Origin of the sequence: Streptomyces sp. NPDC102283, from assembly GCF_044766265.1 — a bacterium.
Lineage (GTDB): Bacteria > Actinomycetota > Actinomycetes > Streptomycetales > Streptomycetaceae > Streptomyces.
On the sequence record NZ_JBIWLQ010000004.1, the window covers coordinates 66,831 to 92,649 of the forward strand.

Here is a 25,819-nt window from a genome sequence, read left to right on the forward strand (position 1 = left end):
CACCCGAGAATTCCCAGGGGAGGGACACGACGGCATGAGAGACGACCCGACCGTCACGGTCTACAGCACGGAGCAGGTGAAGCGGGCGCGGATCGCCATCGCCGCCGTCTTCACCGTCCACGGGGCGGTGACCGGCAGCTTCGCGACCCGGGTGCCGTGGATCCAGGACCACGCCGGAGTGAGCGCGGGCCAGCTCGGTCTGGCGCTGGCCTTCCCGGCGATCGGCGCGTCGATCGCGATGCCGCTCGCCGGCCGGATCAGCCACCGGTTCGGCGCGCGGACCGCCCTGCGGACGCTGCTGGCGCTGTGGACGCTGGCGCTGATCCTGCCCGCGCTCGCACCGAGCCTGGTCGCGCTGTGCGCTGCGCTGTTCGTCTACGGGGCGACCGCCGGGATGTCCGACGTGGCGATGAACGCGCTGGGCATCGAGGTGGAGAACCGTCTCGACAAGTCGATCATGTCGGGCCTGCACGGCATGTGGAGCGTGGGCGCGCTGATCGGTTCGGCGGCGGGCACCGTCGCCGCGCACACCGCGACCGACGCCCGTCTGCACCACACCGTCGCCGCCCTGGTGCTCACGACTGCGGGGCTGATCGCCTGCCGGGGCGTCCTCGATCTCCAGAGCCGCCCGGACGAGGAACCGCCGCCGCGCTTCACGCTGCCGCCGAAGTCGGCCCTGATCATCGGCGCGATCGGATTCTGCGCGGTGTTCGCGGAGGGCGCGAGCCTGGACTGGTCGGCGGTCTACCTGCGGGATGTCCTGGACAGCTCGGACGGTCTCGCCGCGGCGTCCACCACGGCGTTCACCCTGACGATGGCCCTGGCCCGGATCGCCGGGGACCGGATCGTCGACCGGTTCGGCGCGGTCCGCACGGTGCGCACCGGCGGCCTGATGGCCACCGCGGGCGGACTGCTGGTCGTGTTCTCGCCGTCCCCCGCGGCCGCGATGTGCGGCTTCGCTCTGCTGGGCCTCGGTGTGGCGGTCGTGGTCCCGCTGGCCTTCGCGGCAGCCGGGCGCAGCGGGTCGAACCCGAGTCAGGCCATCGCGGGCGTCGCCACCATCACGTACACCTCCAGCCTGATCGCCCCCTCCGCGATCGGGTCGCTGGCCGAAGCCACCTCCCTGGTGGTGTCGTTCGGCGTGGTGACGGCGCTGGCCTTCGGCCTGGTGCTGGGCGCCGGGGTGCTGCGGTCGGCCGACCGCAAGGTCACCGGCTCGGCGGCCGGAAGCGGTACGACGACGAAGAGCGCGACCGGGAGCTGACGGGGCAGGGCGGCGGCGCTCGGGGGCCGCGGCGGCGGGACGTGGTGCGGCGCGCGACGGGCCGACCTCCGTGCCGCCGCCGCTCGCCGCACCACTACCATGGCGCTGATCTTTTCCGCAGGTGAACACCGAACACCGGGTCGCAGACCGGCCGGCACACCGAGCAGACCTTCAGGGAGCAACCATGAGTCTCGGCGTGCGCTGGAGACTGCACGGCGACGGGAAGAACCTCGCACCGGGCGAGATCGTGAGGCCGGACGAACGGCTCACCTGGGGGCGCACCGCCGGCCTCGGGGCCCAGCATGTGGTCTCGATGATCGGGGCCTGCTTCGTCGCCCCGATCCTGATGGGTCTGGACGCCAACCTCGCCGTCATGGCATCCGGTGCGGCCACCATCCTCTTCCTGCTCATCACCCGTGGCCGCATCCCCAGCTATCTCGGCAGCAGCCTGTCGTTCATCGGCGTGGCCGCCGTCATCCAGACCCAGGGCGGCGACGCGGCGACCCTCACCGGCGCGCTGCTGGTCGTCGGCGCGGTCCTCTTCCTGTGCGGGGCGGCCATCCGCGCCCTCGGCGCCCGTGTCATCCACACCATCCTGCCGCCGGTGGTCACCGGCGCGGTGGTCATGCTGATCGGGTTCAACCTGGCTCCCGTCACGGCCGGCACCTACTGGCCCCAGGACCAGTGGACCGCGCTGCTCACCATGCTCTTCACGGGCTTCGCCCTCGTCGTGCTGCGAGGCTTCTGGTCCCGTATCGCGATCTTCCTCGGCCTCGCCTTCGGCTACCTGGTCTCCTGGGTCTTCGACCGCGTCTTCGGCAAGATCCACTCCCCCGCCGGAGGTGCCGAATCGGTCGACCACTGGCGCCTCGACCTCTCGGGGGTGGCCGAGGCCGACTGGATCGGCCTTCCCACCCTCCACGCCCCGGGCTTCTCCCTCTCCGCGGTTCTCGTCGCCCTGCCCGTCGTCATCGCGCTCATCGCCGAGAACGCCGGACACGTCAAGGCCGTGGGCGAGATGACCGGCGACCCGCTGGACGACAAGCTCGGCACGGCGATCATGGCCGACGGCGCGGCCACCGTGATGGCGACGTCGGTCGGCGGTCCCGCGACGACGACGTACGCCGAGAACATCGGCGTCATGGCCGCCACCCGCGTCTACTCGACCGCCGCCTACTGGTGCGCCGCCGGGTTCGCGATCCTGTTCGGTCTCTGCCCCAAGTTCGGCGCCGTCGTGGCCGCCATCCCCGGCGGTGTCCTCGGCGGGATCACCGTCATCCTCTACGGCATGATCGGCCTGCTCGGCGCCCAGATCTGGGTCCGCTCGCGCGTCGACCTGTCCAACCCGCTGCACCTCGTGCCCGTGGCCGCGGGGCTCATCGTGGGGATCGGCAACGTGAGCCTGAAGCTCACCGACAACTTCGAGCTGAGCGGCATCGCGCTGGGCACGCTGATCGTCGTCGTCGGCTACCACGCCCTCCGGGCCCTGGCGCCCGCCCACATGAAGACCGAACCGCCGCTCACCGCATCGGACGACCCGGGGTACGACCGGGGCCTGCCGGGCGGATCGTGATCACGGACTCCGCCGGCGGGCCGAGACGCCTGAGGCGGTGCCGGCGGTCGCCTCCCGTCGGACGTGCCGCATTGGCCGGATTCGAGGGTGCGGTCTAGAGATCTCCTGACTCCGCGCCGAGGCGCGGGATCAGTACTGTCGGGAGCCTTGAGGAAGCAGAAGCAAGGAATCTGGAGTCCGCCGTGCGCATCAGCGTCTGTATCCTGCCCGACCGTCCGTTCGGGGAAGCGGCCGCGAGCTGGCGGCACGCCGAGGAGCTGGGCTTCCACGCCGCCTACAGCTACGACCACATCACCTGGGCCGGACTGCCGGACAGCGCCTGGTACGGCGCGATGCCCACGCTGGCGGCCGCCGCCGGGGTCACCTCGCGCATCAGGATCGGCACGCTGGTGACGTCGCCGAACTACCGCCACCCGGTACCCCTCGCCCATGACGTCGTCACGCTGGACGCCATCAGCGAGGGCCGCTTCGTCCTCGGCTTCGGCTCCGGCTCGCCGGACGCCGACGCCTTCGTGCTGGGCCAGGGCGAGCGCGGCAAGGGCTGGTCGGTGCACGAACGCGGCGGCCGGTTCCGCGAGTCCGTGGAACTCCTGGACCGGCTGCTGACCGGAACGCCCGACGGCCGCAAGCGGACGACCTTCATCGGCCGCTACTACGAGGCCGTCGACGCCCGGCTGGAGCCGGGCTGCGTGCAGCGGCCCAGGGTGCCCTTCGTGCTGGCGGCGAACGGTCCGCTGGGGATGCGGACCGTCGCGCGGTACGGCGCCTCATGGGTCGTCACCGACCAGGGGGACGTGCCCAGGCAGGAGCGGACCGCGTCCTGGACCTGGTCGGTGCTCGCGCGACGCATGGAGCAGCTGGACGCGGCGTGCGAACGGGAGGGCCGCGACCCGAAGTCCCTGGACCGTACGCTGCTGACCGGATTCTCCCTGCTGCCGACGACGGAGTCCGCACAGGCGTTCGCGGACGTCGCGGGACGGTGCGCCGAGCTGGGTTTCACCGACATCGTGGTCCACTACCCGCGCGAGTCCGGGTTCTTCGCGAGCCCCCGCCACGTCATCGAGGAGATCGCCCCCGCCAACAGCTGAGCACCCCCTTGCCGCGCCTCGCGGCCCTTCCCTGCCCCGTCCACCGCGATCGTGGACGGGGCAGGGTCCGTACCGGAGGCCGGACCCGGCGGACACCGCTCAGAGCAGACCGTGCAGCCTCAGGTCGGCCACGCACTTGGCGATGTACGGAGGAGAGAGCGACGGCACACGCCCCTCCCCCACCCCGAGGTCACCGACCGCCGTGCTGAACCGGGTGGCCGGCACGGCGGAGCCCGCCCTCGGTACGCCCGGCCGGGCGTACGCCCCCATCAGCGGAAGCAGCGACAGCCGGCGCTGGTGGTCGGGCAGACCGCGCAGAGCCGCCTCGGCGCGCATGTGCCACTGCCGATGGTCGTCGAACCGGGCGATCGGGTGGCCCGCGTCGATCAGCCAGTCCACGAACGCGTCCCAGGAGATGCCGTCGTCGTGGGCGTTGACCGTGTTGTAGGTGACGTACCCGTCCTCGTTCCCGGCGCTGAGCGCGGTGATCGCCGCGGCGGTGAAGTCGACCGGCAGGCCGCTGTAGTGCGCCCGCGAACGGCCTCCGTCCCGGTCGAGCCCGTAGAAGGAGCGCGGCGCCATGCCGGTCGTGAGAACACTCAGAAGCAGCCGGCTGAACCGGTCGGTCAGGTTCAGCCCGCCCGGCAGGCTGCTGTGGGCCAGGATCATGTCCGGCCGGAACACCGTGACCGGCAGGCCCGTCCTCTCGTGCGCCTCGCGCAGCAGGACCTCGCCCGCCCACTTGCTCGTGGCGTAACCGTTCGCGTCGGAGTCGTCCAGTGGCCGTACCGGGGACGCCGTGCGGATGTCGGCCGTCTCGTCGAGGAACGAGCCGTCGGGCAGCATCGCGGCGGCCACCGTCGACACGTAGGCGAACCGCTTCGCCCGGCCGGTGAGCGCCAGCTCGATCAGCTCCGCCGTCGCGGCGACGTTCGGTGCGAACAGGCTCCGGTACGGCAGGACATGGTTGACCAGCGCCGCCGCGTGCACGATCTGGTCGGTCTGTTCGGCCAGCGACTCCCAGGCCGTCTCCGCCAGGCCCAGTCGTGGCGCCGACACATCCGCGGCCAGCACCCTCAGATGCCGTTCCGCGGCCGCGTCGAACCAGTCGGTGGGGTCGGCCACCGCGGCGCGCAGGCATGCGAGCACGCGCTGCCGTGCGGCCCCGTCGTCGGTGGCCCGGGCCAGGCAGGTCAGCCGGCCGCCCGTCTCGCGGACGCGCCGCAGCCGGTCGACCGCCAGGAACCGTCCGAGATACCCGGTCGCCCCGGTGACCAGGACGTTCCGAACGGAGGGCGGGCCGACCCGCGCTCTGCGCCCGGCGGCCAGGACCCGCCCGTCGACGAAGCGGTCGAGCGCCAGATCGGCGGCTCTCACCTCGTGCGCGTCGCCTCCGTGCACGGAGGCGAAGGTGGGGCGCCCCTCCCGGGCGTCCCGCGCCGGGCCGAGCCGCTCCGCTATGCGGGCCAGCGTCGAGGAGGGCTGGAGGATGACCTGGATGGGCACCTCCTCGTCGAGGATCTGTTCGAGGACGGTCGAGAAGGTGTGTGCCGACAGGGAGTCGCCGCCCAGATCCGTGAAGGCGGCCTCCGCCCGGACCAGCGACGAGGGGCAGCCGAGGGTGATCTGCGCGGCGGCGCGGACCGCGTCCAGCGGCGTGACCTTCCCACCCGCGGCCCGCAGTGCCGCGATCTGGCCCGCCCGGCCGGCCGCGATGTCCGCGTACAGCCGGTCCAGTCGCGGTGCGTAGCGCTCCTTCAGGGCGGGCCGCAGAATCTTGCCGACCCCCGACAGCAGCCCGTTCACCACCGTGAACGGCTCCCGCTCGACGACGACGTCGTGCGGGATCTCGTACGCGCGCAGGCCGGCGCCATGGGCGAGTTCCCGCAGGGAATCCAGGACCGCGGTCCGTACGGCGTCGTCGTCGGACCGCCCCAGGCGCTCGGCGTCGGGGACCACCACCGCCAGCGGGAACGCCTGCTCGCTGCTGCCGTACACATAGATCTGCGCGATGTCCGGGCTGGTCGCGTACAGCGCCTCCAGGCCGGACACGGCGATGAACTCGCCCTGGGACAGCTTCACCACGTTGTTCATCCGGTCGACGTAGACCAGACGGCCCGGCGCGGTCTCGGCGAAGACGTCGCCGGTGCGGTAGTAGCCGTCCTCGTCGAAGGCGCGGGCGGTGACCTCGGGCTGCTGGTAGTACCCGGGGAACAGCCCGACCGACTTCACCCTCAACTCCCCGCGGGGGTAGGGCTTGTCGGTGCTGAAGTACCCGAGTTCGGGGACGTCGGCCAGCCGGTGGCCGGTCACCGGCGGGCAGCGGACCACCTGGTCGACGACGATGGCACGGGTCGTCTCCGTCGACCCGTAGCAGTCGATGATCGGCGTGCCGAGGAGCGAGGCCGTGAAGGTGTGCATCGCCTCCGACAGAGGCGCGCTGCCGCACAGGGCGAAGACGATCCGGCCGCCGAGCATGCCGTCGCGGACCCGGGCGGACGCGGCCGCCTCGGCCTGCGGGCGGGGTGTGCCGGTGCGGCCCAGGCGGTCCGCCTCCAACTGGTACCGCTGGTGCACCATGTCGCAGATCCTCGGCACCAGGCTGAGTACGGTGGGACGCGCCAGGCTGACGTCGTCGAACAGCGTCGACATGTCGCCGCGGGCCGCGAAGTAGCCGGTGCCGCCGGCGGCGAGGCCGTTGACCAGCCAGGCGCGGCCGTTGACGTGGCTCATGGGCATGTAGTGCAGCACGAACACCGGGGTCCCGCTGCCGCCTCCGGCGTTCAGCCCGCCGCGGGCGTTCTGCCACATCCTCGTGATCATGGAGGCGGTGTACATCGCGCCCTTGGGCGTGCCCGTGCTTCCGGAGGTGTAGATCAGTCCCACCAGCCGGTCCGGATCCCGGTCCTCGTACGGTTCCGCGGCGGGCAGCCGGGCGCCCCGGTCCACCTCGTCCACCAGCGAGACCACCTCTGCCCGCCCGCTCAGTCTGCCGCGGGCCGACGCGATCGCCTCCCGGTCGTCGTCCACCCGGGGGTCGTGGTCGAAGACCACCAGGCGCTCGATGGACGCGGATGTCAGGACGGCGCCGACCGCGGCGTCGAGCGAGGCGACGTCGGCCGCGAGGATCCTCGGCCCCGTCTCGGCGACCACCGGAGCCAGCCGTGCGGCGGACGAGCCGGTGGGCAGCGGCACCGACACCGCACCCAGGTACATGCAGGCCAGGTCGATGACCGCGTAGTCGACACCGGTGAAACCCAGGGTCGCGACGAAGTCCTTGGCGCGCACGCCGTCGGTGCCGTCGGCCCAGGCGGCCGCCAGCCGGCCGACCTGTTGCCACAGCTCGGCGTAGGTCAACGTGTCGAAGGCGGGCAGGAGTTCACGGGTGTGCCGGCCGGAGGCGGGGTCGCGGACGATACGGCCGGCCCTGCGGGCGAGGGCCGTCCGGTCGGCGTACCCGTGCATGGCAGCCTTGATCACCCCCATGAGGCCGTCCTGGCGGCCCATCGCGTCGGCGACGTCGGGGGACGGTACCGCCGCGGCGAACTCGGGATCATCCGCGTGCAGGGCCGCGATCCTTGATGCGACGTCGTGACCTGCCTGATGCTCGGACATGAGGGCTCCGGTGTGTGTGGAGTGCGAGGGATCAGCTGCGAGCGCGCGTGCGGGGCGGAGTGCGGCCCGGTGGCACAGCCCTCAGCCGGACGTCGCGTCGGCGGGCTTGGCCCGGCCGCCGAGGAGGGCGGCCAGGCCCATCAGGGTGTAGACGGCGACGAGGGCGAACGCCGGCGCGGCGATGCCGCCTCCCGACTGGAGGCCGGCGAGCAGGGCGACCCCGATCAGGGATCCGGTCGAGCGGCCCGCCGACATCAGTCCGGAGGCGATGGCCGACCGGTGCTCGGGGGCGGCGGACAGGGTCAGGGTGATCTGCGGCACGGTCACCAGGCCGAAACCGAACCCGATCAACGCCAGCCCGGCACAGGTGCCGACCGGGGTGGCGCCCACGGCGGCCAGCACCACCGCGCCGAGCAGCGACAGCAGGACGCCGGCGCCCAGCACGGCCCGGGCGCCGTACTTGGCGGCGAAGCGCCCCGCGGCCAGCGGCATGAAGGTGATCGGCAGGGCGGACGACAGGAAGAACAGCCCGACGGTGACCGGGTCGTAGCCCCGCACCTGCTGGAGGAACACGCTGAGCGTGAACATCAGCCCGTTGTAGCCGACGAAGAGCAGCAGGCCGACCGCGACGTAGCCGCGGAACCCGGGCGCCCGGAACAGGTCCGCCGGGATCATGGGGTACGCGGAGCGGCGCTGGCGGACCACGAACGCGGCGAACGCGGCCAGGGCCGCCACCGCCGCCACCACGGGCAGGGGCCGCGTCCATCCCAGCTCCTGGCCCTCGGCGAGCGCCAGCGCGAGGCCGCCGAGGAAGACGACGGACAGCAACTGGCCCGGCACGTCCTGCGGTTCCCTGGACGTGGACCGTTCGACCCGGGGCATGTTCCGTGCCGAGAGCCACAGGACGACCAGGACGATGGGCACGTTGATCCAGAAGATGCTCCGCCAGCCCACCGACGCGACCAGGGCGCCCCCGAGCGTGGGGCCGAAAGCGACCGGACTCCCGGCGACCATCGACCAGATGGAGATGGCCTTGGCGCGTTTGCCGGGCTCCCGGTAGGTGTCGGTGAGCATCACCAGCGTGGCGGGCATGACGAGCACCGCGCCCAGCCCCTGGGCCGCCCGTACGGCGACGAGCACGGGGCCGTTGGGGGCGAGGCCGCACAGCACGGAGGCCACCCCGAACAGCACGACCCCGAGCCGGAACATCCGCACCGCGCCGTAGCGCCCCACCGCCGCGGCTCCGGCCAGCATCAGGCCGGCGATGACGACCACGTAGGAGGTGACGACGGCCTGCATCGTCGGAAGGCTCGCGTCGAGACTGTCGCGGATCGCCGGGATCGCGACGTGGAGGATGCTGGTGTCGACGACGATCATCCCGTGCGCCAGACAGGCCACCGCCAGGACGCGGCCGGGCCGCAGGGCCGCGGGGCCGGTGTCGGACGTGCGGTTGTCGAAACTGGTGGATTCGGCCATGGCCTGCCATTTCGCATGAGTTCGCATGGGTTCGCGTGAGCGCGCATGAGCCGGTGAATTGATGCCGACAATACTGCGAAACCCTAGTGACAAAACGCGCAGCGTCAACCACGCAGTCGGCCGGGCCGGCCGCGATGTCTGAATCGTCCGATTCCAGGGTCAGGTATAGAGAATGGTCCACTTCCCCATGGGGCCTGACCCTCCATAGCCTCAGACCGCTGCGAATCACCAGAGGGCACAGCCTGGAAGTGCAGGGGGGAACACCATTGTCCTTTTCCCGAGAGTTCCGGGGAATTCCACAGCGCCCGTCGCCCATGCCGTTCCACCGCTATGCGCGGGACACCACTTCTCCCACTTCAGGCTGGTCACGGCGGTGGCCGGACGCCGTACTCGACCGGGCTCCCATCTGGGCCTCGGTCGACCTCCGGGACGGAAACCAGGCGCTGGCCGACCCCATGGACATGCGCCGGAAGCAGCGGATGTTCGACCTGCTCGTGGCGACGGGCTTCAAAGACATAGAAGTCGGATATCCGGCCGCCAGCGCGCACGATTTCGATTTCGTCCGGGAACTGGCCACCAAGGACGGAATTCCGGATGACGTCACGGTCTCCGTCTTCACTCCGGCCCGCCCGGAACTCATCGAGCGAACCTTCGACGCGATTCGCGGAGCCGACCGCGCCGTGGTTCATTTGTGCCATGCGACGGCCTGCCTGTGGCGCGAGGTCGTGTTCGGGATGTCGCCGCGCGAGGTCCTGCGCATGGCTGTCGACGGCGCACAGCACCTGGTGCGCCTGGCGGAGCGTGAGCCCCATACCGACATCCGGTTCGAGTACTCGCCCGAGACCTTCAACGTGACCGAGCCGGAGCTCGCTCTGGAGATAGCGAACCGGGTCGCCGAGGTCGTCGAGGCCACGTCGGACCGGCCGCTCGTACTGAACCTCCCGACCACCGTGGAGACCCACTCGCCCCACGTCTTCGCCGACCAGGTCGAGTGGATGCACCGCAACCTCGACCGGCGTGACGCGATCATCCTCTCCGTCCATCCGCACAACGACCGGGGCACCGCCGTCGCTTCGGCGGAACTGGCCGTGCTCGCCGGGGCCGACCGGGTCGAGGGCACCCTGTTCGGCAACGGTGAACGCACCGGGAACGTCTGCCTGGTGACGCTCGCGCTCAACCTGTTCAGCAGCGGGGTCGATCCCCGGCTGGAGCTCTCCGACATCGACGCCGTCCGCGCGATCGTGGAGGACTGCAACCGGCTGCCCGTGCACCCGCGCCACCCCTACGCCGGCGATCTGGTCTACACCGCCTTCTCCGGCACCCACCAGGACGCCATCGCCAAGGGGCTGGCCGCACTGGCCGAACAGGCCGAACGGGAGGGCAGGGACGTCGGCGACCTGCCCTGGCAGGTGCCCTACCTGCCCATCGATCCGAAGGACGTCGGCCGCGACTACCAGGCGATCATCCGGGTCAACGGCCAGTCGGGCAAGGGCGGTATCGCCTACGTGCTCAAGGCGGGCTGGGGTGTCGACCTGCCGACGGAACTGCGGCGGGACTTCGCGGCCGTGGTCCAGTCCGCGGCCGACGCCCTGCGGCGCGAACTGGAGCCGCCGGAGATCTGGCGGCTGCTCCTGGAGACCTACTGCCTCGACGACTCGCCCGCGCTGCCCGCCGCCGACGGTGGTGGGGACGGTGCCGCGATCCTCGCACGGCTCGCCGCCGAGCACGGTGTCGGGTTCACCCCGCCCCGGTTCACCGGCTCGGCGGCGAGCGGCGGACCGATGACCTGCCTCGTCGCGGCGGAAACCGGCGGCCGCACCGTCTGGGGGCTCGGCCGGGCGGCCACCGCCGCCGACGCGGCACACAGATCCGCCCGTTCCGCGCTGCTACGGGCCGGCATGCACGAAGGAGACCAGTGAAGAACAACTCTTTCCACACGGTCGGCCCCGGTATCTACCGGGAGGACAGCGGGATGGTCTACGAGGACTACGTCCCCGGCGAGGTGGTCGAACACCGGCCGGGCCGGACGATCACCATGACCGACAACGTGTGGAGCTCGCTGCTCTGCCTCAACCAGCATCCGCTGCACATCGACGCCGTCTACGCCGAGCAGACCCGGTTCGGCCGGATCGTCGTCTCGAGTCTGGTCACCTTCGGGATCGTGAACGGGATGACCGTCTCCACCATCAGCGCCAAGTGCGTCGCCAACCTCGGTTGGGACAAGGTGCGGCTGACCGCCCCGGTGTTCGTGGGCGACACGCTCTACGCACAGACCCGCATCGTCTCCCGTCGCGAGTCCGGCACACGCCCCGAACAGGGAATCGTGACCGTCCACACCATCGGCCGGAACCAGGACGACCTGACGGTCATCGACTTCGAGCGGACGATTCTCGTCCCCAAGCAGGAGGCACACCCATGATTCCGGTCATCGACCTGGCTCCGGAGCGGCCCGGCCCCGAACACGGGACCGCCGAGGAGATATCCGACGCCTGCCGGCGGACCGGGTTCTTCGTCGTACGCGGACACGGCATCGCCCGCGAAGTCTTCGACGACGCCTACGACGCCTCTCTGCGCTTCTTCCGCCTCCCGCTGGAGAGGAAGCGCGAGTTCCCGATGAGCACCTCCACCGCGCGCGGCGACAACGACTACAGCCCCTACGGGTACAGCGCCCTCCTCTCCGAGAACGCCTACGCCTACACCGGGAAACCGGGAATGCCGGCGGACTACGTCGAGAAGTTCAGCACCGGAAGGCTGATCCTGGACGACGAGGAGAAGCTTCCGTTCCCCGAGGACGAGTCGGGGGCACAGCTACGCGCCTCCCTGAAGCGGTACTTCGCCGCCTGCGAGACCGTGGCGGGCCGGATCGCCGAGCTGCTGGCCCTCGCCCTGGACCTGCCCCGCGACTTCTTCGCCACCCGGACGAACACCTCCAACGACTCGCTCCGCTCGCACCTCTACCCCGGGGTCGCCCCCGAGTTCCTCAACGACCAGGGCATGGGGCAGCACACGGACGGCACGCTGATCACCCTGCTCACCCAGGACGGCCCGGGCCTCCAGCTCCGGGACCGCTCCGGCCGCTGGCTGGACATCGACGTCCCGGAGCGCGACAGCTTCATCGTCAACATCGGTGACCTGATGGCTCGTTGGTCGAACGACGAGTACGTGTCGACGCCGCACCGGGTGCGGCTCGCCGACCGGCGGCGGCAGTCCATCGTGTTCTTCAAGCTGGCCAACGACGACACCGTCATCGAGTGCTTCCCCAAGTTCGCGTCGGACCGGCCCGCGAAGTACGAGCCCATCCGCTACGAGGACTACTCCCTCCAGAAGATGAACCTGCTGTTCGGAAGGGAAGACGCGCGGTGAAGTCGTACGCGAGCCTGCTCTACACCCCTGCGCTGCTGCTGGCGTCGGTCGCCCGGCCCGGCCGGGTCCGCGCCGACATGCTGGTCCTGGACCTGGAGGACTCCATCCATCCGGCCAGGAAGGCCGAGGCCCGCGAGCTGCTGGCGCGGGCGGACCTCAGCGGGTCCGGTCTGCCCGCACTCGGCATGCGGGTGAACACGATCGCGACGCCCGACGGCCTGGCGGACCTGCGGGCGCTGATCGAGATGGACGCCACCATCGGCGGCGTACCTCTCGACGTGGTCTTCATCCCCAAGATCGCCGGCGCGGGCGACGTGGCCATCTACCGGTCGCTGCTGTCGCACACCTCCAAGCCGCCGGAGATCTGCAGCTTCATCGAAAGCGTCGACGCCGTCGACAACGCCGTCGAGATCGCCGCGGTCAGCGACGGCCTCTGCTTCGGACAGGCGGATCTGACGGCAGACCTGTACGCCGAGAACGCCTTCTACCTCGACCACGCGCGGGCCCGGCTCTGCACCGCGGCGGCCAAGTACCGCGTGCCCGCGATCGACACCAACTCGTTCGAACTGCACGACCTCGACGTCGTCGCGGCGCAGTGCCGGGCGGCCCGTGACGCCGGATTCACGGGGAAGGCGGCCATCCATCCCCGGCAGGTCGACACCATCGCCGAGACGTTCACCGTCGGCCCGGACAAGATCGCCGAGTACCGCAGCGTGGTCGAGGACTACCACTCCACGTCCTACGGCTTCGCGGTCGAGGAGGACCGGGTACTCGCCCCACCGTTCGTGCTGCGGGCCCAACGCATGCTCGCACTCCACGCACCCGCCGAAACCGGCCGGACCGCCCGCACCAACTAGCCCAGGGGAACCCCGTGAAGAAGCTTCCGCAGCACGCCGTCATCGACGTCTCCACCCACCCGACCCAGCTGGCCGACGGCCGGCTCCGGGCCGTCGGGGACGAACTCGTCCTGGAACTGGTGCGGCTGGTCGCCGAAGGCGACGGCGTGGCCGTCTGCCTCGGCGTCGCCAGGACGCTGGCGCACCACGGGCTCGACGTCCACAAGGAGCAGGACGCCGCGATCGCCCGCGACTACCTCGAATCGCTGTTCCGCGGCTTCGGGGAGCACGTCGACGTCTCCCGGTTCAGCCCCGTGGCGATGGACTACGACCGCATCGCCGGCATGGACGTCGACGGGTACAACAAGAACACGCACTTCACGCCCAACGGCGACCACACCACCGAGCGCGAGTTCCTGACGACCAAGTGCGTGCACTTCGACGCCGCCACACCGTTCATCGGGAACATCTACGGGCCCAACACCAACATCACCCACGGCACCCCGATGGTCTGCGACACCCGGGCCTACTGCCAGGAGACCGGGGTCGCCCCCGCCGATCTGCTCGAACTGATGCCGCACAGCTACAACGTCGCGGTCAAGGAGGAGCACGCCGGGCCGGTCCTGGCCGGGTACGCCGCCGCCGTGGAGGCCGACCTCTCCGCCGACCTGGTCATGGTCGTCCTGCTGAACGAGGTGGACCGCGGGCTCGCGCACGCCGGCTCCGAGCCCCGCCCCACCGACTCCACCCGGCCCGCCCGCCGCCCGATCCGGCACCTGGAGTACCAGTTCGCCGAGGGTGTCGAGCTGTCGAAGTGGTACCGGCACTATCGCCTGGAGATCCCGCAGCCCAGCCTCCAGGTGCCGGACGCGGCCGCCCGCGAGCGCTTCCACCGCGGTATCGACCCGGTCGGGACGAACCGGTGACGACGTCCGCGGAATACAGCGTGCCGTCCCTGTCCGAGAGCGACCGCGAGGAGCTCGACAAGCTCCTCGCGGCCCTCGCCGCGGGCGACTGGCCGTTGGACATCGACGACGCCCGGGTGTTCTACGACGCCTGGGGCGCGCCGATCGCCGATGACATCGTGGTCGAACAGCGCGACGGCGGCCACCTGTTGACCCCGCCGAACGCGGAGGGCACCCTGACCGGGCTCTACCTGCACGGCGGCGGATATGCGTACGGATCGCTGCGCAGCCACGGTCACATGGTCTCCGAGATCGCCCGCGCGGCCCGCTGCCCGATGTTCTTCGTGGACTACCGGCGAGCCCCCGAGCACCCCTATCCGGCGGCGCTCGACGACGCCGTGGCCGCGTACCGGAGTCTGCTCGCCGACGGGGTCGCCGCCGGTGACGTGGTTCTCGCGGGCGACTCGGCGGGCGGCGGCCTGATGCTCGCGATGCTGCTGAAGCTGCGGGACTCGGGGCTGCCGGTCCCGGCCGCGGCGGCCTGTGTCTCGCCGTGGACCGACCTCACGGGCAGCGGGGAGAGCTATCACACCCTGGAGCACGAGGATCCCATGCTCAGCAAGCCGGTCGTGGACCTAGTGTCCGCGTCGTACCTGGCGGGCGCCCCGCGCACGCATCCGTACGTCTCCCCGCTGTTCGGGGAGCTCGCGGGTCTGCCCCCGGTACTCCTCCAGGTGGGCAGCCGCGAGATCCTGCGCAGCGACGCCGAGCGGTTCGCGGCCGGGCTGCGGCGCGCGGGAGGCACCGGTGTGCTGGAGGTCTGGCCCGGCATGGTGCACGTCTGGCACCTCCACCACTCGCGCCTGGCCAAGGCCCGCGAGGCCGTGAGCCGGCTCGGCGGCTGGCTCCGCGACCGGGCGACGGGGGCGTGATGACCGAGGACATCACCGGGCCCCATCGGTACCGCAACAACCGGAAGATGGTGCCCGCGGGTGAGGCCGCGTGGGGCCTGTCCCGCGAGCACGGAATGCTCGGGCTCGTGGTCGAGGCCGTCGAAGGGCAGAACCGGCTGCGCGACATCCGCACCGGGCACGAGTTCGCCAACCTGTCGTCCTGCTCGTACCTGGGCCTCAACAGCCACCCCGCGGTGGTCGAGGCCGGACGGGCCGCGCTGGAGCAGGAGCGGATCACCGGGCTGTCCATGGGCGAGTTCCGGATCCGGCTCGGCATCATGGAACGGCTGGAGGAAGAGCTCGCCGCGCACTTCGGCGCCCATGTCCTGCCCTCGGTGTCCTGCGGGGTGCTCAGCTCGGCGATCCTGCCGTTGCTCGCCTCCGGGCATCTCACCGACGGCGAGCCCCTCGTCGTGGTCTTCGACCGGTTCGCGCACTTCTCCCTGAACTTCCTCAAGCCCGTTCTCGCCGACGAGACGCTGGTGCTGACCTGTCCGCACAACGACATGCAGTACCTGGAGGACGTCTGCAAGCGGTATCCGCGGGTGGCCTACGTCGCCGAAGGCGCCTACTCCACCGGCGGGCAGGCGGACCTGAAGGGAATCAAGGACCTCCAGGACCGTTACGGGATGTTCGTCTACCTCGACGACTCCCACGCGCTATCGGCCGTGGGCGAGCGCGGCGAGGGATACGCGCGCACCGTGTTCGACACCCTCGGCTCCCGCACGATCGTCGTCGCCTCGATCGCCAAGGCGTTCGGCAGCACCGGCGGCATCGCCATGGTCGGCGACCGCGAGATGTTCGAACTCCTCTACCGGTCCGGGCCGCTGGCCTGGTCCCAGGGGTTGCGGACCGCAGCGGTCGGCACCACCCTCGGGGCCCTGGAGGTCCACCGGAGCCCGGAGCTCGGCCTGCGACAGCGGCGCCTCGCCCAGAACATCGCCCTCTTCGACGAGCGGCTGCGCGACCACGGCCTGCGGGGCGCCGGATCACACATCAAGTTCGTCACCGTCGGCGACAACGACCGGGCGGTACGGCTGTCGACCGAGCTCTACCGGCGCGGCTACTACTGCTCCGCCATGTTCTTCCCGATCGTGGCGCAGGGGCAGGCGGGTGTGCGGATGATGCTGCGCGGCGACATGCCGGCGGAGCTGACCGAACGTTTCGCGGCGGACCTCCTCGACGTACTGGGGGAGCTCGCATGACCCCCGCGGGCACGGAGCACGACGCGTCCGACGTGGCGGCCGTGGCCGCGCTGATGCGCGAGAGCCTGCGCAGCGGCGCGGTGCGGAGGATGGCCGTGCCGCTGCGGCAGGTCGTCGACGACGGCCGCGGCACCAGATTCCTGTCCATGCCCGCTGTCAGCGCCGATCACGGGCTGTGCGTCAACAAGACCGCCACCATCACCGACGGTCCGGGGCCGACCGTGACGTCCGTGGTCCCGGTGTTCTCCACCACGACCGGGGAGCTCCTCGGGGTGCTGGACGGCGCGGCCGTCACCAACCTCAAGTGCGCGGCCGTGACAGCGCTGGTCACCGACGTCTGCGCGGCCCCGGGCAGCGCCGTCCTCGGGATCGTCGGATCGGGGGTGCAGGCCTGGCAGCAGTACCTCGGGGTGACGGCGGTGCGCCGGATCACCGAGGTGCGGGTCCACTCCCGTACCCCCGAGCACGCCGCGATTTTGTGCGAGCGCATCCGGCGCGCGGATCCGGACGTGCGCGCCCTGGTCCACGCGTCGGCCGAGGAGGCCACCGCGGGAGCGGATGTCGTCTCGACGGCGACGACCTCCGTACGTCCGCTGCCGATCGCCGCCGATCTGCCGGAGCACGTGCACATCAACTGCATGGGCGCGCACACCACCGAGTCCCGGGAGCTGCCCCGCTCGCTCCTGGCCGCCGCCACGCTGGTCGTCGAGGACAGGGCGATCGCCGTGGCCGAGGCCGGGGAGATCCACCGTACGGCGATCGACCTGGAGTCCCTGGAGACCGGCGCGCATCCCGGACTCGACGGCCGCCGGACCGTCTTCAGCTCCACCGGGCACGCCTCGCTGGACCTCATCACCTGCGCCCATCTGGTGGCGCGGCCACACCGTTGACCGAGCGGTCAGCACTGACCGGAACGAAAGGACGACCGTACGTGGCACACGTCGGCACGGAAGAGACCACGGGGTCGCACGAGGGCGGAGAACCGTCGGGCGCGGCCGCCGACCGGGAGTTCGACGCGGCTCTCGCCCGCCTCGGCATCGAGATGCCGCCGGACCTGGCGCCCGGAGTCCTGGCCGGACACCGCTCGCTGCGCGCGATGAACCGACTGCTGCGGGACGTGGAGATCACCGATGTCTGACACCGCCCCCGCCCGGCCGGGCCCACGGCCCGGAATACCCGAAGCGCGCGAAGCTCCCGGCCTGTCCGGGCTGTCCGTGGCGGAGGCCGGGGCGCGGCTGCGCGCCGGAACCCTCACATCGGTGGAGCTGGTGGAGCACGCGCTGAGCCTGATCGACGCGTACGACGGCGAGCTGCACGCGTTCGTCCTGGTCACCCGTGACCTCGCGCTGCGGCGCGCGGTACGGGCGGACCGGGAGCTGCGCGACGGCGTCGACCGCGGACCGCTGCACGGCATCCCGTACGCGCTGAAGGACATCCTCGCCGCCGAGGGCCTGCCCACCACCAACCACTCGCGGCTGACCCTCACCGACCTCGCCACCGAGGACAGCACCGTGGAGGCCCGGCTGCGGGCCGGCGGCGCGGTGCTGCTGGGCAAGCTGGCCACCTACGAGTTCGCGTTCGGCGGACCGAGCACGGACCTGCCCTTCCCGCCGGCGGGCAACCCCTGGAACCGCGAGCACATCCCCAGCGGCTCCTCGTCGGGAGCGGGCGCCGCGGTGGCGGCCGGGTTCCTCCGCGTCGCCTTCGGGTCCGACACCGCCGGCTCGCTGCGCGGCCCGGCGTTCCACTGCGGGGCCGTCGGCCTCAAGCCCACCTACGGCAGCGTCTCGGGCCACGGCGCCACCCCGCTGGCGCCCACCATGGACCACTTCGGGCCCCTCGCCTGGACCGTGGCCGACGCGGCCGCCGCCCTCCAGGTGGTCGCGGGCCCCGACCCCAGGGACCCGCGCACCCGCGAGGCGCCGGCGCCCGACTTCCTCGGCTCGCTGAGCGGGGAGGTCCGCGGGCTGCGCGTGGCGTACTCCAAGGCCTGGTACGCGTCGGACCCGGGGACCCTTCCGGAGATCACCGAGAGCATCGACCGGGCCCTGGCCCACCTCGACCGGCTCGGCGCCGTCGTCGAGGAGTGCGAGCTGCCGCCGTACGAGCTGTTCGACGCCTGCGGCCGGGTCATCCTGATGGCGGAGGGGTTCGCCGTGCACCAGGAGAACCTGCGCCGCGCGCCACGGTCCTTCGGCCGCTACACCTACCAGAAACTGATGCCCGGCGCGGGGGTCACCGCCGACGAGCTCCAGCGGGCCCGCCAGGTCCGCGACAGCCTCGCCGCGGCGCTCGACCGGCGGGTCTTCGCCTCCCACGACCTGCTGATCACGGCGTGCGGTCAGACCACCGCGGCCCGGGTCGACGCCTTCGGCGCCGACTGGCCCCCGCCGAAGCTGGCCAACGACATGCAGACCATCCCGTTCGCCGTCACCGGGCACCCCGCGATGTCCCTGCCCCTCGGGTTCGCCGACAACGGTCTGCCCATCGGTGTGCAGCTCGTCGGGCCCGCCTACGGCGAGGCGAGCCTGTTCCGGGCCGGCCTCGCCCTGGAAGCAGAGTTCGGCCGACGGGACACCCGTCCGGTGCCGGGTCGGCAGAAGGGCTGAGGTGAACGACCGCACCCGCCCCCCGCTCCCCGCCGGCTTCTGGTGGCTGTGGACCGCGACGCTGGTGAACCGGTTCGGCCTGTTCGTCATGCCGTTCCTCTCCCTCTACCTCGCCGTGGAGCGTGGCTACTCCGCCACGTACGCGGGCCTGGTGATCTCGTTGTACGGACTCGGCGGGATAGCCGGATCGCTGATCGGCGGATCGCTCAGCGACCGGTGGGGCAGGCGGCCCACGCTGCTCACCGGGCAACTGGGCGCCGCCGCCTTCACCCTCGCCCTGGGACTCGCCGAACAGCCCGTGATGATCGCGGTCTGTGTCACCGTGCTGGGCGTCGCGCTGAAGGTGTCGCAGCCCGCGATCGGCGCGATGCTCGCGGACCTGGTCCCCGAGGAGTCCCGGCCCCGGGCCTACTCGCTCAACTACTGGGCGCTCAACCTCGGATTCTCCGTCTCCGCCCTGTCGGCGGGCACCCTCGCCGCCTTCGGCTACCTGACCCTGTTCGTGGTGGACGCCGCCAGCACCCTGCTGTGCGCGGTGCTGGTCTTCCGGCGGATTCCCGAGACCCTGCCGGCGAAGGTCCGCACGGAACCGTCCGCGGAGGCGGCCCCGCGCACGTCCCTGGCCGCCGTGGTCCGCGACCGCCGGTTCATGTGTCTGGCCGGACTGAACCTCCTGGTGGTCACCGTCTTCACGCAGCGGCACCTGGCACTGCCGCTGTCCATCGCCGAATCCGGCCTGTCCACCGCGGACTACGGCATCGTGGCCGGGGTCAACGGCGTCATGATCGTCACTCTGCAGCTCGCCGTCACCCGCTTCACCCAGCACCGGCCCGCCGGTTGGGTGCTCGCCTCCGGGGCGCTGCTGATCGCGCTCAGTTCGGTGCTCAACGGACACGCCGGCACCGTGCTGCTGTACTGCTGCGCCGCCGTCGTCTACACCCTCGGTGAGATCGCCTACGTGCCCACCGGCGAGGCGCAGGTCCCCGCCATGGCTCCGGAGCACGCACGCGGCCGCTACGAGGGCGTGATGGTCCTGACCTGGGCCATCGGCGGCTTCGTGGCACCGCTGACGAGCGGTCTGATCATCGACGCCCACGGCACGGACACCCTCTGGGCGGGTTGCGCGGTGATCGGCGCGCTCGCGGCCGTCGGTTACGTCGCGTTGCTGCGGCCGCGCCGCGGGAAGGACGACGCTCCCGGGTCCGCACGGGCCCTGCGGTCCACGCAGGTCCATTAGGCCACGCAGGCCCCCAGCCAGCACAGGCCCCCTAGTCCGCACAGCCTTCTAGTCCGCACAGCCTTCTAGCAGGAGTGGAAAGACATGGAAGACACCTCGACGACCCGACGGGCAGCGGCCTCGCGGGGGCCGCGTGTGACGGACCCCCGCAGGCTTCTCAACGCGTTCGACCACCAGTTCCGGGGCTTCAGGACCTTCTGGTTCGACCGGATCGCCCCGGCCGGCCCCGTCGTCCTGCCCGCGGCGCGGGGCGCCGAACTGGAGGACGCGATCGCCTACTTGGCCGACCTGCTGCGGCGGGCGGTGCACCACCTGGGCGACGACTGCGTCTCCCGGCACCGGGCGCTGGGCCTGGACGAACGGCTGACGGAGTTCTACGGGGACGAGGAGTTCGAGAACGCCTACGCGACGGTCATGGGCCGGCCCGACGTGATCCTCACCGACGCCGGCTGGAAGTTCATCGAGTTCAACTTCTGCTCGTCCACCGGCGGTCAGGTCTACGTCCACCTCCTCAACGAGCTGTGGCGGCAGCTCCTGCCCGACGACGTCCTGAGCACCCTCACGCTCGCCGATCCGCTCAAGACACGCGGGGACATGCTGCGCACCGTCCTCGACGACCTCGGTCTGGAGCCGCACGTCGCGCTCGTCGGCCATCTCCCGGACGTCTTCCTCTCCGACTCCGGGGGAAATCGGCGGTACTACGAGATCGAGGCCGACGCCCTGCGGAAGTCGGGCATCAGGGCGGAGTACTTCGAGACGGAGGAGTTCATCGACGCCCTCGGCTCCCGCGCGGGCGAGTTCCCCCTGGTCCTGGAGCGGACCGTGCCGCAGGAGTGGATCGACGCGGGCCGAGAGCTCGGACCGCTGCTGACGGTCAGGAAGTGCGGCGCCGCGGTGCTGACGCCGCAGAGTTCCTACCAGGCGGCGAACAAGCAGCTCTTCGCCCTGCTGTCCCAGGGGCAGGACTGGATGAGCGAACGGGACCGGGAGTTCGTGCGGCGGTACATCCCCTGGTCGCGCTCCGTCCGGGAGGAGACCGTCGAATACCGGGGCGCGTCCTGGAAGCTGGACGAACTGCTGCGCGGACGGCGAGCGGACTTCGTCCTGAAGCGCTCCGACGGCGACCAGAACTTCGACGTCCACGTCGGCGCCCTGACCGACGCGTCCACCTGGGAGGACGTCATCGCCAAGGCCCGCGAGGCCGGCACCTGGATAGCGCAGGAGACCGTCCACAGCACCGAGATCCACGCGGACGTCCTCGACTGCGACCGGGGCGAGTACCTCGGCATCTCGACGCGCGCGGTGTTCGGCCCCCTGTTCATGGGCGGGCGCATGACCGGATGCGGGGTGCGCTACGACGTACCGGCGCCGGGCGGCTCCGCACCGCGGGCAGCGGGATCGAGCATCCTGGGGTCCGTCGGCTGGCACGCGGGCTGACCCGGGCGTCCGCACCGTGTCCGGGCCGGAACCGCCGGCGGATTCCGCCGGGGGGCCGGTCCCGGCCGGACCTCCTGCCGGACGACCCGGTCACCGCCGCTCGGGGTGGGCGCTCTTCTGGACGAGCGCCGTCAGCTGGACCCGCGACCGCACCTCCAGCTTGCGGTAGATCCGGGTGAGGGCCGCCTCCACGGTCTTGACGCTGACGTACAGGGCGGCCGCGATGTCGCGGTTGCCGCGCCCTTCGGTGACCAGCTCGGCGATCCGCCGCTCCGCGTCCGTCAGACCGGCCGGCCAGGACCGCACCCGGTTCGGCTCCGGCTCCCACAGCGGCGCGCCGGCCCTGCGGAACACCGCGTCGGCCGCCGCCCGGAGCTCCCTGGCCCGGGCCGGGCGCCGGTGCCGCTGCTCGACGGACGAGTACGCCAGCAGCACCCGGCCGCACTGCAACGGGTATCCGAGCCGTTCGAAGGTGCGCAGGGCGCGGCCGACCAGCTTCTCGGCCGACGCGTGGTCGCCCGCTGCCGCGTGGCACAGCGCCTCGGCCCTGTCCAGCGAGGCCAGGACTCCGCGCCGTCCCAGCTCCTCGGCCCGGCACCGGGCGTCGGCGACCGTCCGCAGGGCGGCCGGCAGGTCTCCGGCGGCGACCAGCGCCTCGGCCAGATCGGCGTCGTAGCGGATCTCCGCGGGGTCCGCGATACCCAGGTCCTGCACCAGGTCCCGGACCCTGAGCAGATCGGCCAGGGCGCCGCCCGCGTCCCGCAGCAGCAGCCGGGTCATACCGGACAGGTGCAGACAGTGCGTGGCGAAGACGGTGTCCTCGTCCTCCTGCGAGGCCGTCAGACCGAGGTCCGCGTAAGCGAGCGCCTGCTCCAGGGTCCCACCGGCGAGCTCGGCGACCGCCGCCGCGTACCACGGCGGGCCGGGCGAGGTGCCCAGGTCACGAGTGAGCGCCAGCAGCCGGTGCGCCTCCTCGCGGGCGAGCTGGCCCTCGCCGCGGTGGGCGTGGATCCGGACGGCGCGGCTGAGCACCCAGAGCCGGTCGGCGGGGCAGTCCGGCGGGCGCATCTCGTCCAACAGCCGCCCTGCCTCGTCCAACCGGTCGTCGAGCAGGGCGAACGCGACGCCGACACGGCGTGGCTCCCCGGGGGTCCGGCCGGCGCCGGCCGGCGTGCCCGTCGCCAGGGCACGCCGGAGCAGCTCGGCCTGGCCCGGCGAACCGCGGGCCTGCTCGATCCGGGCGGTCAGGGCCAGGGCCGCGGAGTGGATCGCCGCGTCGCCGGCCCGCTCGGCCAGTTCGGCGGCCGAGCGGGCGTGCGTCAGCGCCTCGGCGTGGTAGCCCCGGTTGGCGCCCAGGCTCCGGGCGAGACGCAGGTGCGCCGCCGAGGCCAGCGCGTGATCGTCGGCGGCCAGTGCCTCGGACAGGGCCCGCGCCGCCATCCGCTCCACCAGCGCGGCGCCCCGGCCGGCGGCGTCGGCGACGGCGAGCCGCGCCTGGGCGCGGGCAGCGGGCACGGCCCGCCTGCGGTCCAGCTGCTCCAACGCCGTGCAGGCCAGGTCGAACCGCCCGGCCGCCTCGGCGTCCCGGGCGGCGGCGATCAGCAGGTCGTGCCGGGCGCCGCTGGCCCGGCCGCCCGCCAGCAGGCCGAACTCGGCTGCCCGGGTGTGGTCACCGCTCTCCCGTGCGGCGGTGGCGGCGTCGGCCAGGGTGGGAACCAGCCGCGCGGGAAGCTCGGCCGAGGTCAGGGCGGATGCCTCGTGCCAGACGCGGTCGTCGTCCTCGGACGCGGCGGCGGCCAGGGCGAGATGTGCCTGGCGCACCGCCTCGCCGCTGGCCTCGGCGAGGAGGCACTCGCGTACGACCGGGGCCGGGAAGCACACGGTGCCGGCCACCCGGATCAGCCCGGCGGCCTCGGCGTCCGCGAGGGCCGCGTCGGCGGACGGTCCCGCGGCCCGGCGGACGGTGTCGAGCGAGGGGTCGGCCGCCAGCGCCGCGAGGAGCAGCACCCAGTGCACGGGGGCCGCGAGCCCCGCCAGCCAGGCCCGCAGGGCCTTGCGCGCGTGCGGGGCCAACGGCTGTACGTCCAGGGCCGCCGGTGCCCCGGCCCGGGCCAGTCCGGCGGCGATGTCCGACACCAGACGGGGGTTGCCGCCCGTCGCCGTGTGGATACGCGCGGCGGTCCGCAGGGGAATCCCGAAGGACCGCACGACGGCTGCCGACTCGTGCGGGCTGAGCGCGGGGACCGCGATCTCCACCGCGTCACCGCCGAGGACGTCGTGCGGCAGCGGGCCGTCGGGCCGCAGCGCCGCCAGCAGCGACACACTGCCGCGGCTGCGGCGTGCCGCGAAGCCGAAGACGTCCAGGCTGTCCGGGCCCCACCAGTGCATGTCGTCGGCGGCCAACAGCAGCCGGGCCCTGCGCCCCCACGTCTGGAGGCACGACAGGACCGTGACCCGGAGGATCGCGGGGTCGGGCGGGGGCCCGGTGACCCGGCGCAGCACCCAGTCGATCGTCGATCGCTGGACGTCCGGCAGGTCGCCGCTCACGTCCGCCGGGCACACGGTGAACAGATCCACCAGGGGTACGTACGGCAGGTGCGCGTCGGCGGGTGCCGAGCTGAGCCTGACCACCGGGTCCCCGGAGGACTGCCACCCCGCGCACACCGCGTCCAGCACCGCGGACTTGCCGAAACCGGTGGGTCCGACCACCGCCACCGCACCTGCCTGCCGCAGCTCACCGGAGACCTGGTCGACCAGCGGGCGGCGCGCCCTCACCGCAACGCGTCCATCCACGCCTCGACCGCGTCCGCGTCGCGGGGCAGACCCGACGACAGACACAGCGCGCCGTCGGCGGTGATGACGAAGTCGTCCTCGATCCGCACGCCGATGCCGCGCAGTTCCTCGGGGATCGTCAGGTCGTCGGGCTGGAAGTACAGCCCCGGCTCGACGGTGAGGACATGCCCCTCCTCCAGCACACCGCCCAGATACGTCTCGCTGCGGGCGGCGGCGCAGTCGTGGCAGTCGAGGCCGAGCATGTGGCCCGTACCGCACACGGTGTACCGACGGTAGAGGTCGGACTCGTGCGGGATCGCGGCGCCGCCGGGCCGCAGACCCCAGGCGTCGAGCCCCTCGGCGATGACCCGCGTCGCGGCGTCGTGGAAGGCGCCGTACGGTGCTCCGGGCCGCAGGGCGGCGATGCCCGCCGACTGGGCGGCGAACACCAGGTCGTAGACGCGGCGCTGCACATCCGAGAAGCGCCCGCCGACCGGCAGGGTCCGGGTGACGTCCCCGGTGTAGAACGAGTCGGCCTCGACGCCCGCGTCCAGCAGGAGCAGCTCCCCCTCCCGCACCGGGCCGTCGTTGTGCATCCAGTGGAGCACGCACGCGTGCGCGCCGGCCGCCGCGATGGTCTCGAACCCCAGTCCGTAACCCTCCAGCCGGGCCCGCCGGTTGAAGGTGCCCTCCACCCACCGCTCCCCGCGTGCGAGGCGTGTGGCGTGGGGCAGTTCACCGGCGACGTCGTGGAAACCGGCGACCGTGTGCCCCACGGCGGCGCGCAGCTGCTCGATCTCCCACGCGTCCTTGACCAGCCGTGACTCGGAGAGGAAGGCGAGCAGCTCGGCGTCGGCCGGTGCGGACGGCGGGACGGTCGCGTCGACGAGCGCGTCCTCGCCGCGCACCACCCGGGTCGGGACGTCACCGGCGAGTGCCCGCTCCAGCCCCTCCCGGGCGACCGCCTCGACGCCGAGGGCCTCGGCCGTCTCCCGGAGCGTCCGGCGCCGCCCGACCCAGAACTCGCCGTGCTGCCGGTCGCTGTAGAACTCCGCCCCGGAGGGACCGGCATCGCGCGGGGAGCGGGGCCGGGTGAACAGGGTGACCTCGTGCCCGCTGCCGGTGGGCTCGAAGACGAGCACACTGTCCGGCACCGCGCCCGTCCCCTGCTCGGCCGTGAGGTGGATGTACGCGGAATGCGGCCGGAAGGCGTAGTCGAAGTCGTTGCTGCGGGCCTTGAGCCCGCCCGACGGGACGACGATCCGCTCTCCGGGGAACCGCGTCGACAGCGCCGCACGACGCTTGGCCGCGTATGCGGCTCCGGAGACGGGCGGAAGCCTCCTGTCCGTGTCCGCCCACCCCTGCCGAAAGACCTCCGCCACCGCCGCCGGTGCTCGACGATCGTGACTCCGCGCTCCGCGCGAGCCGTCCTGACGTTCCATCGCACGCCTCCCCGTCATACCGTTCCGTGGTACCGCGCCCTCGC

19 protein-coding genes are annotated in these 25,819 nt (G+C 72.2%); 15 read left to right on the forward strand and 4 right to left on the reverse strand.

The annotated features are described in order from the left end of the window. The first annotated feature begins 34 nt into the window (after window positions 1–34). The 3 genes from ACIRJT_RS09525 (at window position 35) to ACIRJT_RS09535 (ending at window position 3,925) form a co-directional block, all read left to right on the forward strand. Window positions 35–1,264, forward strand: coding sequence for an MFS transporter (locus ACIRJT_RS09525; RefSeq protein ID WP_403906713.1), 1,230 nt, complete (start codon window positions 35–37; stop codon window positions 1,262–1,264). A 184-nt stretch (window positions 1,265–1,448) separates the two neighbouring features. Beyond that, on the forward strand, window positions 1,449–2,837 hold the full coding sequence (locus tag ACIRJT_RS09530) for a uracil-xanthine permease family protein (RefSeq protein WP_403906715.1): 1,389 nt from the start codon (window positions 1,449–1,451) through the stop codon (window positions 2,835–2,837). Window positions 2,838–3,019: 182 nt separating this feature from the next. After that, the gene (locus tag ACIRJT_RS09535) at window positions 3,020–3,925 is read left to right on the forward strand and encodes an LLM class flavin-dependent oxidoreductase (RefSeq protein WP_403906717.1); all 906 of its coding nucleotides are present in this window, start codon (window positions 3,020–3,022) and stop codon (window positions 3,923–3,925) included. Between the two features lie 99 nt (window positions 3,926–4,024). On the opposite strand, the gene car is transcribed toward ACIRJT_RS09535, so the two are convergent. Both car and ACIRJT_RS09545 read right to left on the reverse strand, forming a co-directional pair. Next, the gene (gene car, locus ACIRJT_RS09540; RefSeq protein ID WP_403906719.1) at window positions 4,025–7,540 is read right to left on the reverse strand and encodes a carboxylic acid reductase; all 3,516 of its coding nucleotides are present in this window, start codon (window positions 7,538–7,540) and stop codon (window positions 4,025–4,027) included. 81 nt (window positions 7,541–7,621) lie between these two features. After that, complete coding sequence (locus ACIRJT_RS09545) at window positions 7,622–9,016, reverse strand: MFS transporter (RefSeq protein WP_403906721.1); 1,395 nt, start codon at window positions 9,014–9,016, stop codon at window positions 7,622–7,624. A gap of 314 nt (window positions 9,017–9,330) precedes the next feature. Here ACIRJT_RS09545 and ACIRJT_RS09550 point away from each other — a divergent pair, with 314 nt between their 5' ends. From ACIRJT_RS09550 to ACIRJT_RS09605, 12 genes are all read left to right on the forward strand, one after another. Continuing rightward, a complete protein-coding gene (locus ACIRJT_RS09550; protein ID WP_403906723.1) occupies window positions 9,331–10,935 on the forward strand; it encodes a 2-isopropylmalate synthase in 1,605 nt (534 codons plus the stop codon). Then, window positions 10,932–11,435, forward strand: coding sequence for a MaoC family dehydratase (locus ACIRJT_RS09555; RefSeq protein WP_403906725.1), 504 nt, complete (start codon window positions 10,932–10,934; stop codon window positions 11,433–11,435). The genes ACIRJT_RS09550 and ACIRJT_RS09555 overlap by 4 nt, the downstream gene beginning before the upstream one ends. Next, window positions 11,432–12,379 (forward strand): isopenicillin N synthase family dioxygenase, encoded by a 948-nt coding sequence (locus ACIRJT_RS09560; protein WP_403906728.1) that lies wholly within the window; start codon window positions 11,432–11,434, stop codon window positions 12,377–12,379. The genes ACIRJT_RS09555 and ACIRJT_RS09560 overlap by 4 nt, the downstream gene beginning before the upstream one ends. Further along, entirely contained in the window at window positions 12,376–13,236 is an 861-nt protein-coding gene (locus ACIRJT_RS09565) for an HpcH/HpaI aldolase/citrate lyase family protein (RefSeq protein ID WP_403906731.1), read from the forward strand. The genes ACIRJT_RS09560 and ACIRJT_RS09565 overlap by 4 nt, the downstream gene beginning before the upstream one ends. Window positions 13,237–13,250: 14 nt before the next feature. After that, window positions 13,251–14,141 carry a hypothetical protein gene (locus ACIRJT_RS09570; protein ID WP_403906733.1) on the forward strand — a complete coding sequence of 297 codons (891 nt, stop codon included), beginning with the start codon at window positions 13,251–13,253 and terminating at the stop codon, window positions 14,139–14,141. Next, the gene (locus tag ACIRJT_RS09575) at window positions 14,138–15,052 is read left to right on the forward strand and encodes an alpha/beta hydrolase (protein WP_403906735.1); all 915 of its coding nucleotides are present in this window, start codon (window positions 14,138–14,140) and stop codon (window positions 15,050–15,052) included. Before ACIRJT_RS09570 ends, ACIRJT_RS09575 begins: the two co-directional genes overlap by 4 nt. Then, on the forward strand, window positions 15,052–16,278 hold the full coding sequence (locus ACIRJT_RS09580; RefSeq protein ID WP_403906738.1) for an aminotransferase class I/II-fold pyridoxal phosphate-dependent enzyme: 1,227 nt from the start codon (window positions 15,052–15,054) through the stop codon (window positions 16,276–16,278). The genes ACIRJT_RS09575 and ACIRJT_RS09580 overlap by 1 nt, the downstream gene beginning before the upstream one ends. After that, window positions 16,275–17,168 (forward strand): ornithine cyclodeaminase family protein, encoded by an 894-nt coding sequence (locus ACIRJT_RS09585; protein ID WP_403906741.1) that lies wholly within the window; start codon window positions 16,275–16,277, stop codon window positions 17,166–17,168. The genes ACIRJT_RS09580 and ACIRJT_RS09585 overlap by 4 nt, the downstream gene beginning before the upstream one ends. A 41-nt stretch (window positions 17,169–17,209) precedes the next feature. After that, a complete protein-coding gene (locus ACIRJT_RS09590) occupies window positions 17,210–17,416 on the forward strand; it encodes a hypothetical protein (protein WP_403906743.1) in 207 nt (68 codons plus the stop codon). Next, window positions 17,409–18,887 carry an amidase gene (locus tag ACIRJT_RS09595; protein ID WP_403906746.1) on the forward strand — a complete coding sequence of 493 codons (1,479 nt, stop codon included), beginning with the start codon at window positions 17,409–17,411 and terminating at the stop codon, window positions 18,885–18,887. The genes ACIRJT_RS09590 and ACIRJT_RS09595 overlap by 8 nt, the downstream gene beginning before the upstream one ends. 1 nt (window position 18,888) lies before the next feature. Continuing rightward, on the forward strand, window positions 18,889–20,124 hold the full coding sequence (locus ACIRJT_RS09600) for an MDR family MFS transporter (RefSeq protein ID WP_403906748.1): 1,236 nt from the start codon (window positions 18,889–18,891) through the stop codon (window positions 20,122–20,124). Window positions 20,125–20,208: 84 nt separating this feature from the next. Then, entirely contained in the window at window positions 20,209–21,561 is a 1,353-nt protein-coding gene (locus tag ACIRJT_RS09605) for a hypothetical protein (protein WP_403906751.1), read from the forward strand. A 90-nt stretch (window positions 21,562–21,651) separates the two neighbouring features. Here ACIRJT_RS09605 and ACIRJT_RS09610 read toward each other — a convergent pair whose 3' ends face one another. Next, on the reverse strand, window positions 21,652–24,336 hold the full coding sequence (locus tag ACIRJT_RS09610; protein WP_403906754.1) for a LuxR C-terminal-related transcriptional regulator: 2,685 nt from the start codon (window positions 24,334–24,336) through the stop codon (window positions 21,652–21,654). After that, a complete protein-coding gene (locus ACIRJT_RS09615; RefSeq protein WP_403906757.1) occupies window positions 24,333–25,775 on the reverse strand; it encodes an aminopeptidase P family protein in 1,443 nt (480 codons plus the stop codon). The genes ACIRJT_RS09610 and ACIRJT_RS09615 overlap by 4 nt, the downstream gene beginning before the upstream one ends. Window positions 25,776–25,819: the final 44 nt, after the last annotated feature.

Bases quoted from the DNA above. Each gene is read 5' to 3' on its own strand.
- ACIRJT_RS09560 (WP_403906728.1), top strand. From the start codon at position 11,432: ATGATTCCGGTCATCGACCTGGCTCCGGAGCGGCCCGGCCCCGAACAC.
- car (WP_403906719.1), bottom strand. From the start codon at position 7,540: ATGTCCGAGCATCAGGCAGGTCACGACGTCGCATCAAGGATCGCGGCC.
- ACIRJT_RS09585 (WP_403906741.1), top strand. From the start codon at position 16,275: ATGACCCCCGCGGGCACGGAGCACGACGCGTCCGACGTGGCGGCCGTG.
- ACIRJT_RS09605 (WP_403906751.1), top strand. From the start codon at position 20,209: ATGGAAGACACCTCGACGACCCGACGGGCAGCGGCCTCGCGGGGGCCG.
- ACIRJT_RS09525 (WP_403906713.1), top strand. From the start codon at position 35: ATGAGAGACGACCCGACCGTCACGGTCTACAGCACGGAGCAGGTGAAG.
- ACIRJT_RS09595 (WP_403906746.1), top strand. From the start codon at position 17,409: ATGTCTGACACCGCCCCCGCCCGGCCGGGCCCACGGCCCGGAATACCC.
- ACIRJT_RS09545 (WP_403906721.1), bottom strand. From the start codon at position 9,016: ATGGCCGAATCCACCAGTTTCGACAACCGCACGTCCGACACCGGCCCC.
- ACIRJT_RS09530 (WP_403906715.1), top strand. From the start codon at position 1,449: ATGAGTCTCGGCGTGCGCTGGAGACTGCACGGCGACGGGAAGAACCTC.
- ACIRJT_RS09550 (WP_403906723.1), top strand. From the start codon at position 9,331: ATGCCGTTCCACCGCTATGCGCGGGACACCACTTCTCCCACTTCAGGC.
- ACIRJT_RS09615 (WP_403906757.1), bottom strand. From the start codon at position 25,775: ATGGAACGTCAGGACGGCTCGCGCGGAGCGCGGAGTCACGATCGTCGA.
- ACIRJT_RS09580 (WP_403906738.1), top strand. From the start codon at position 15,052: ATGACCGAGGACATCACCGGGCCCCATCGGTACCGCAACAACCGGAAG.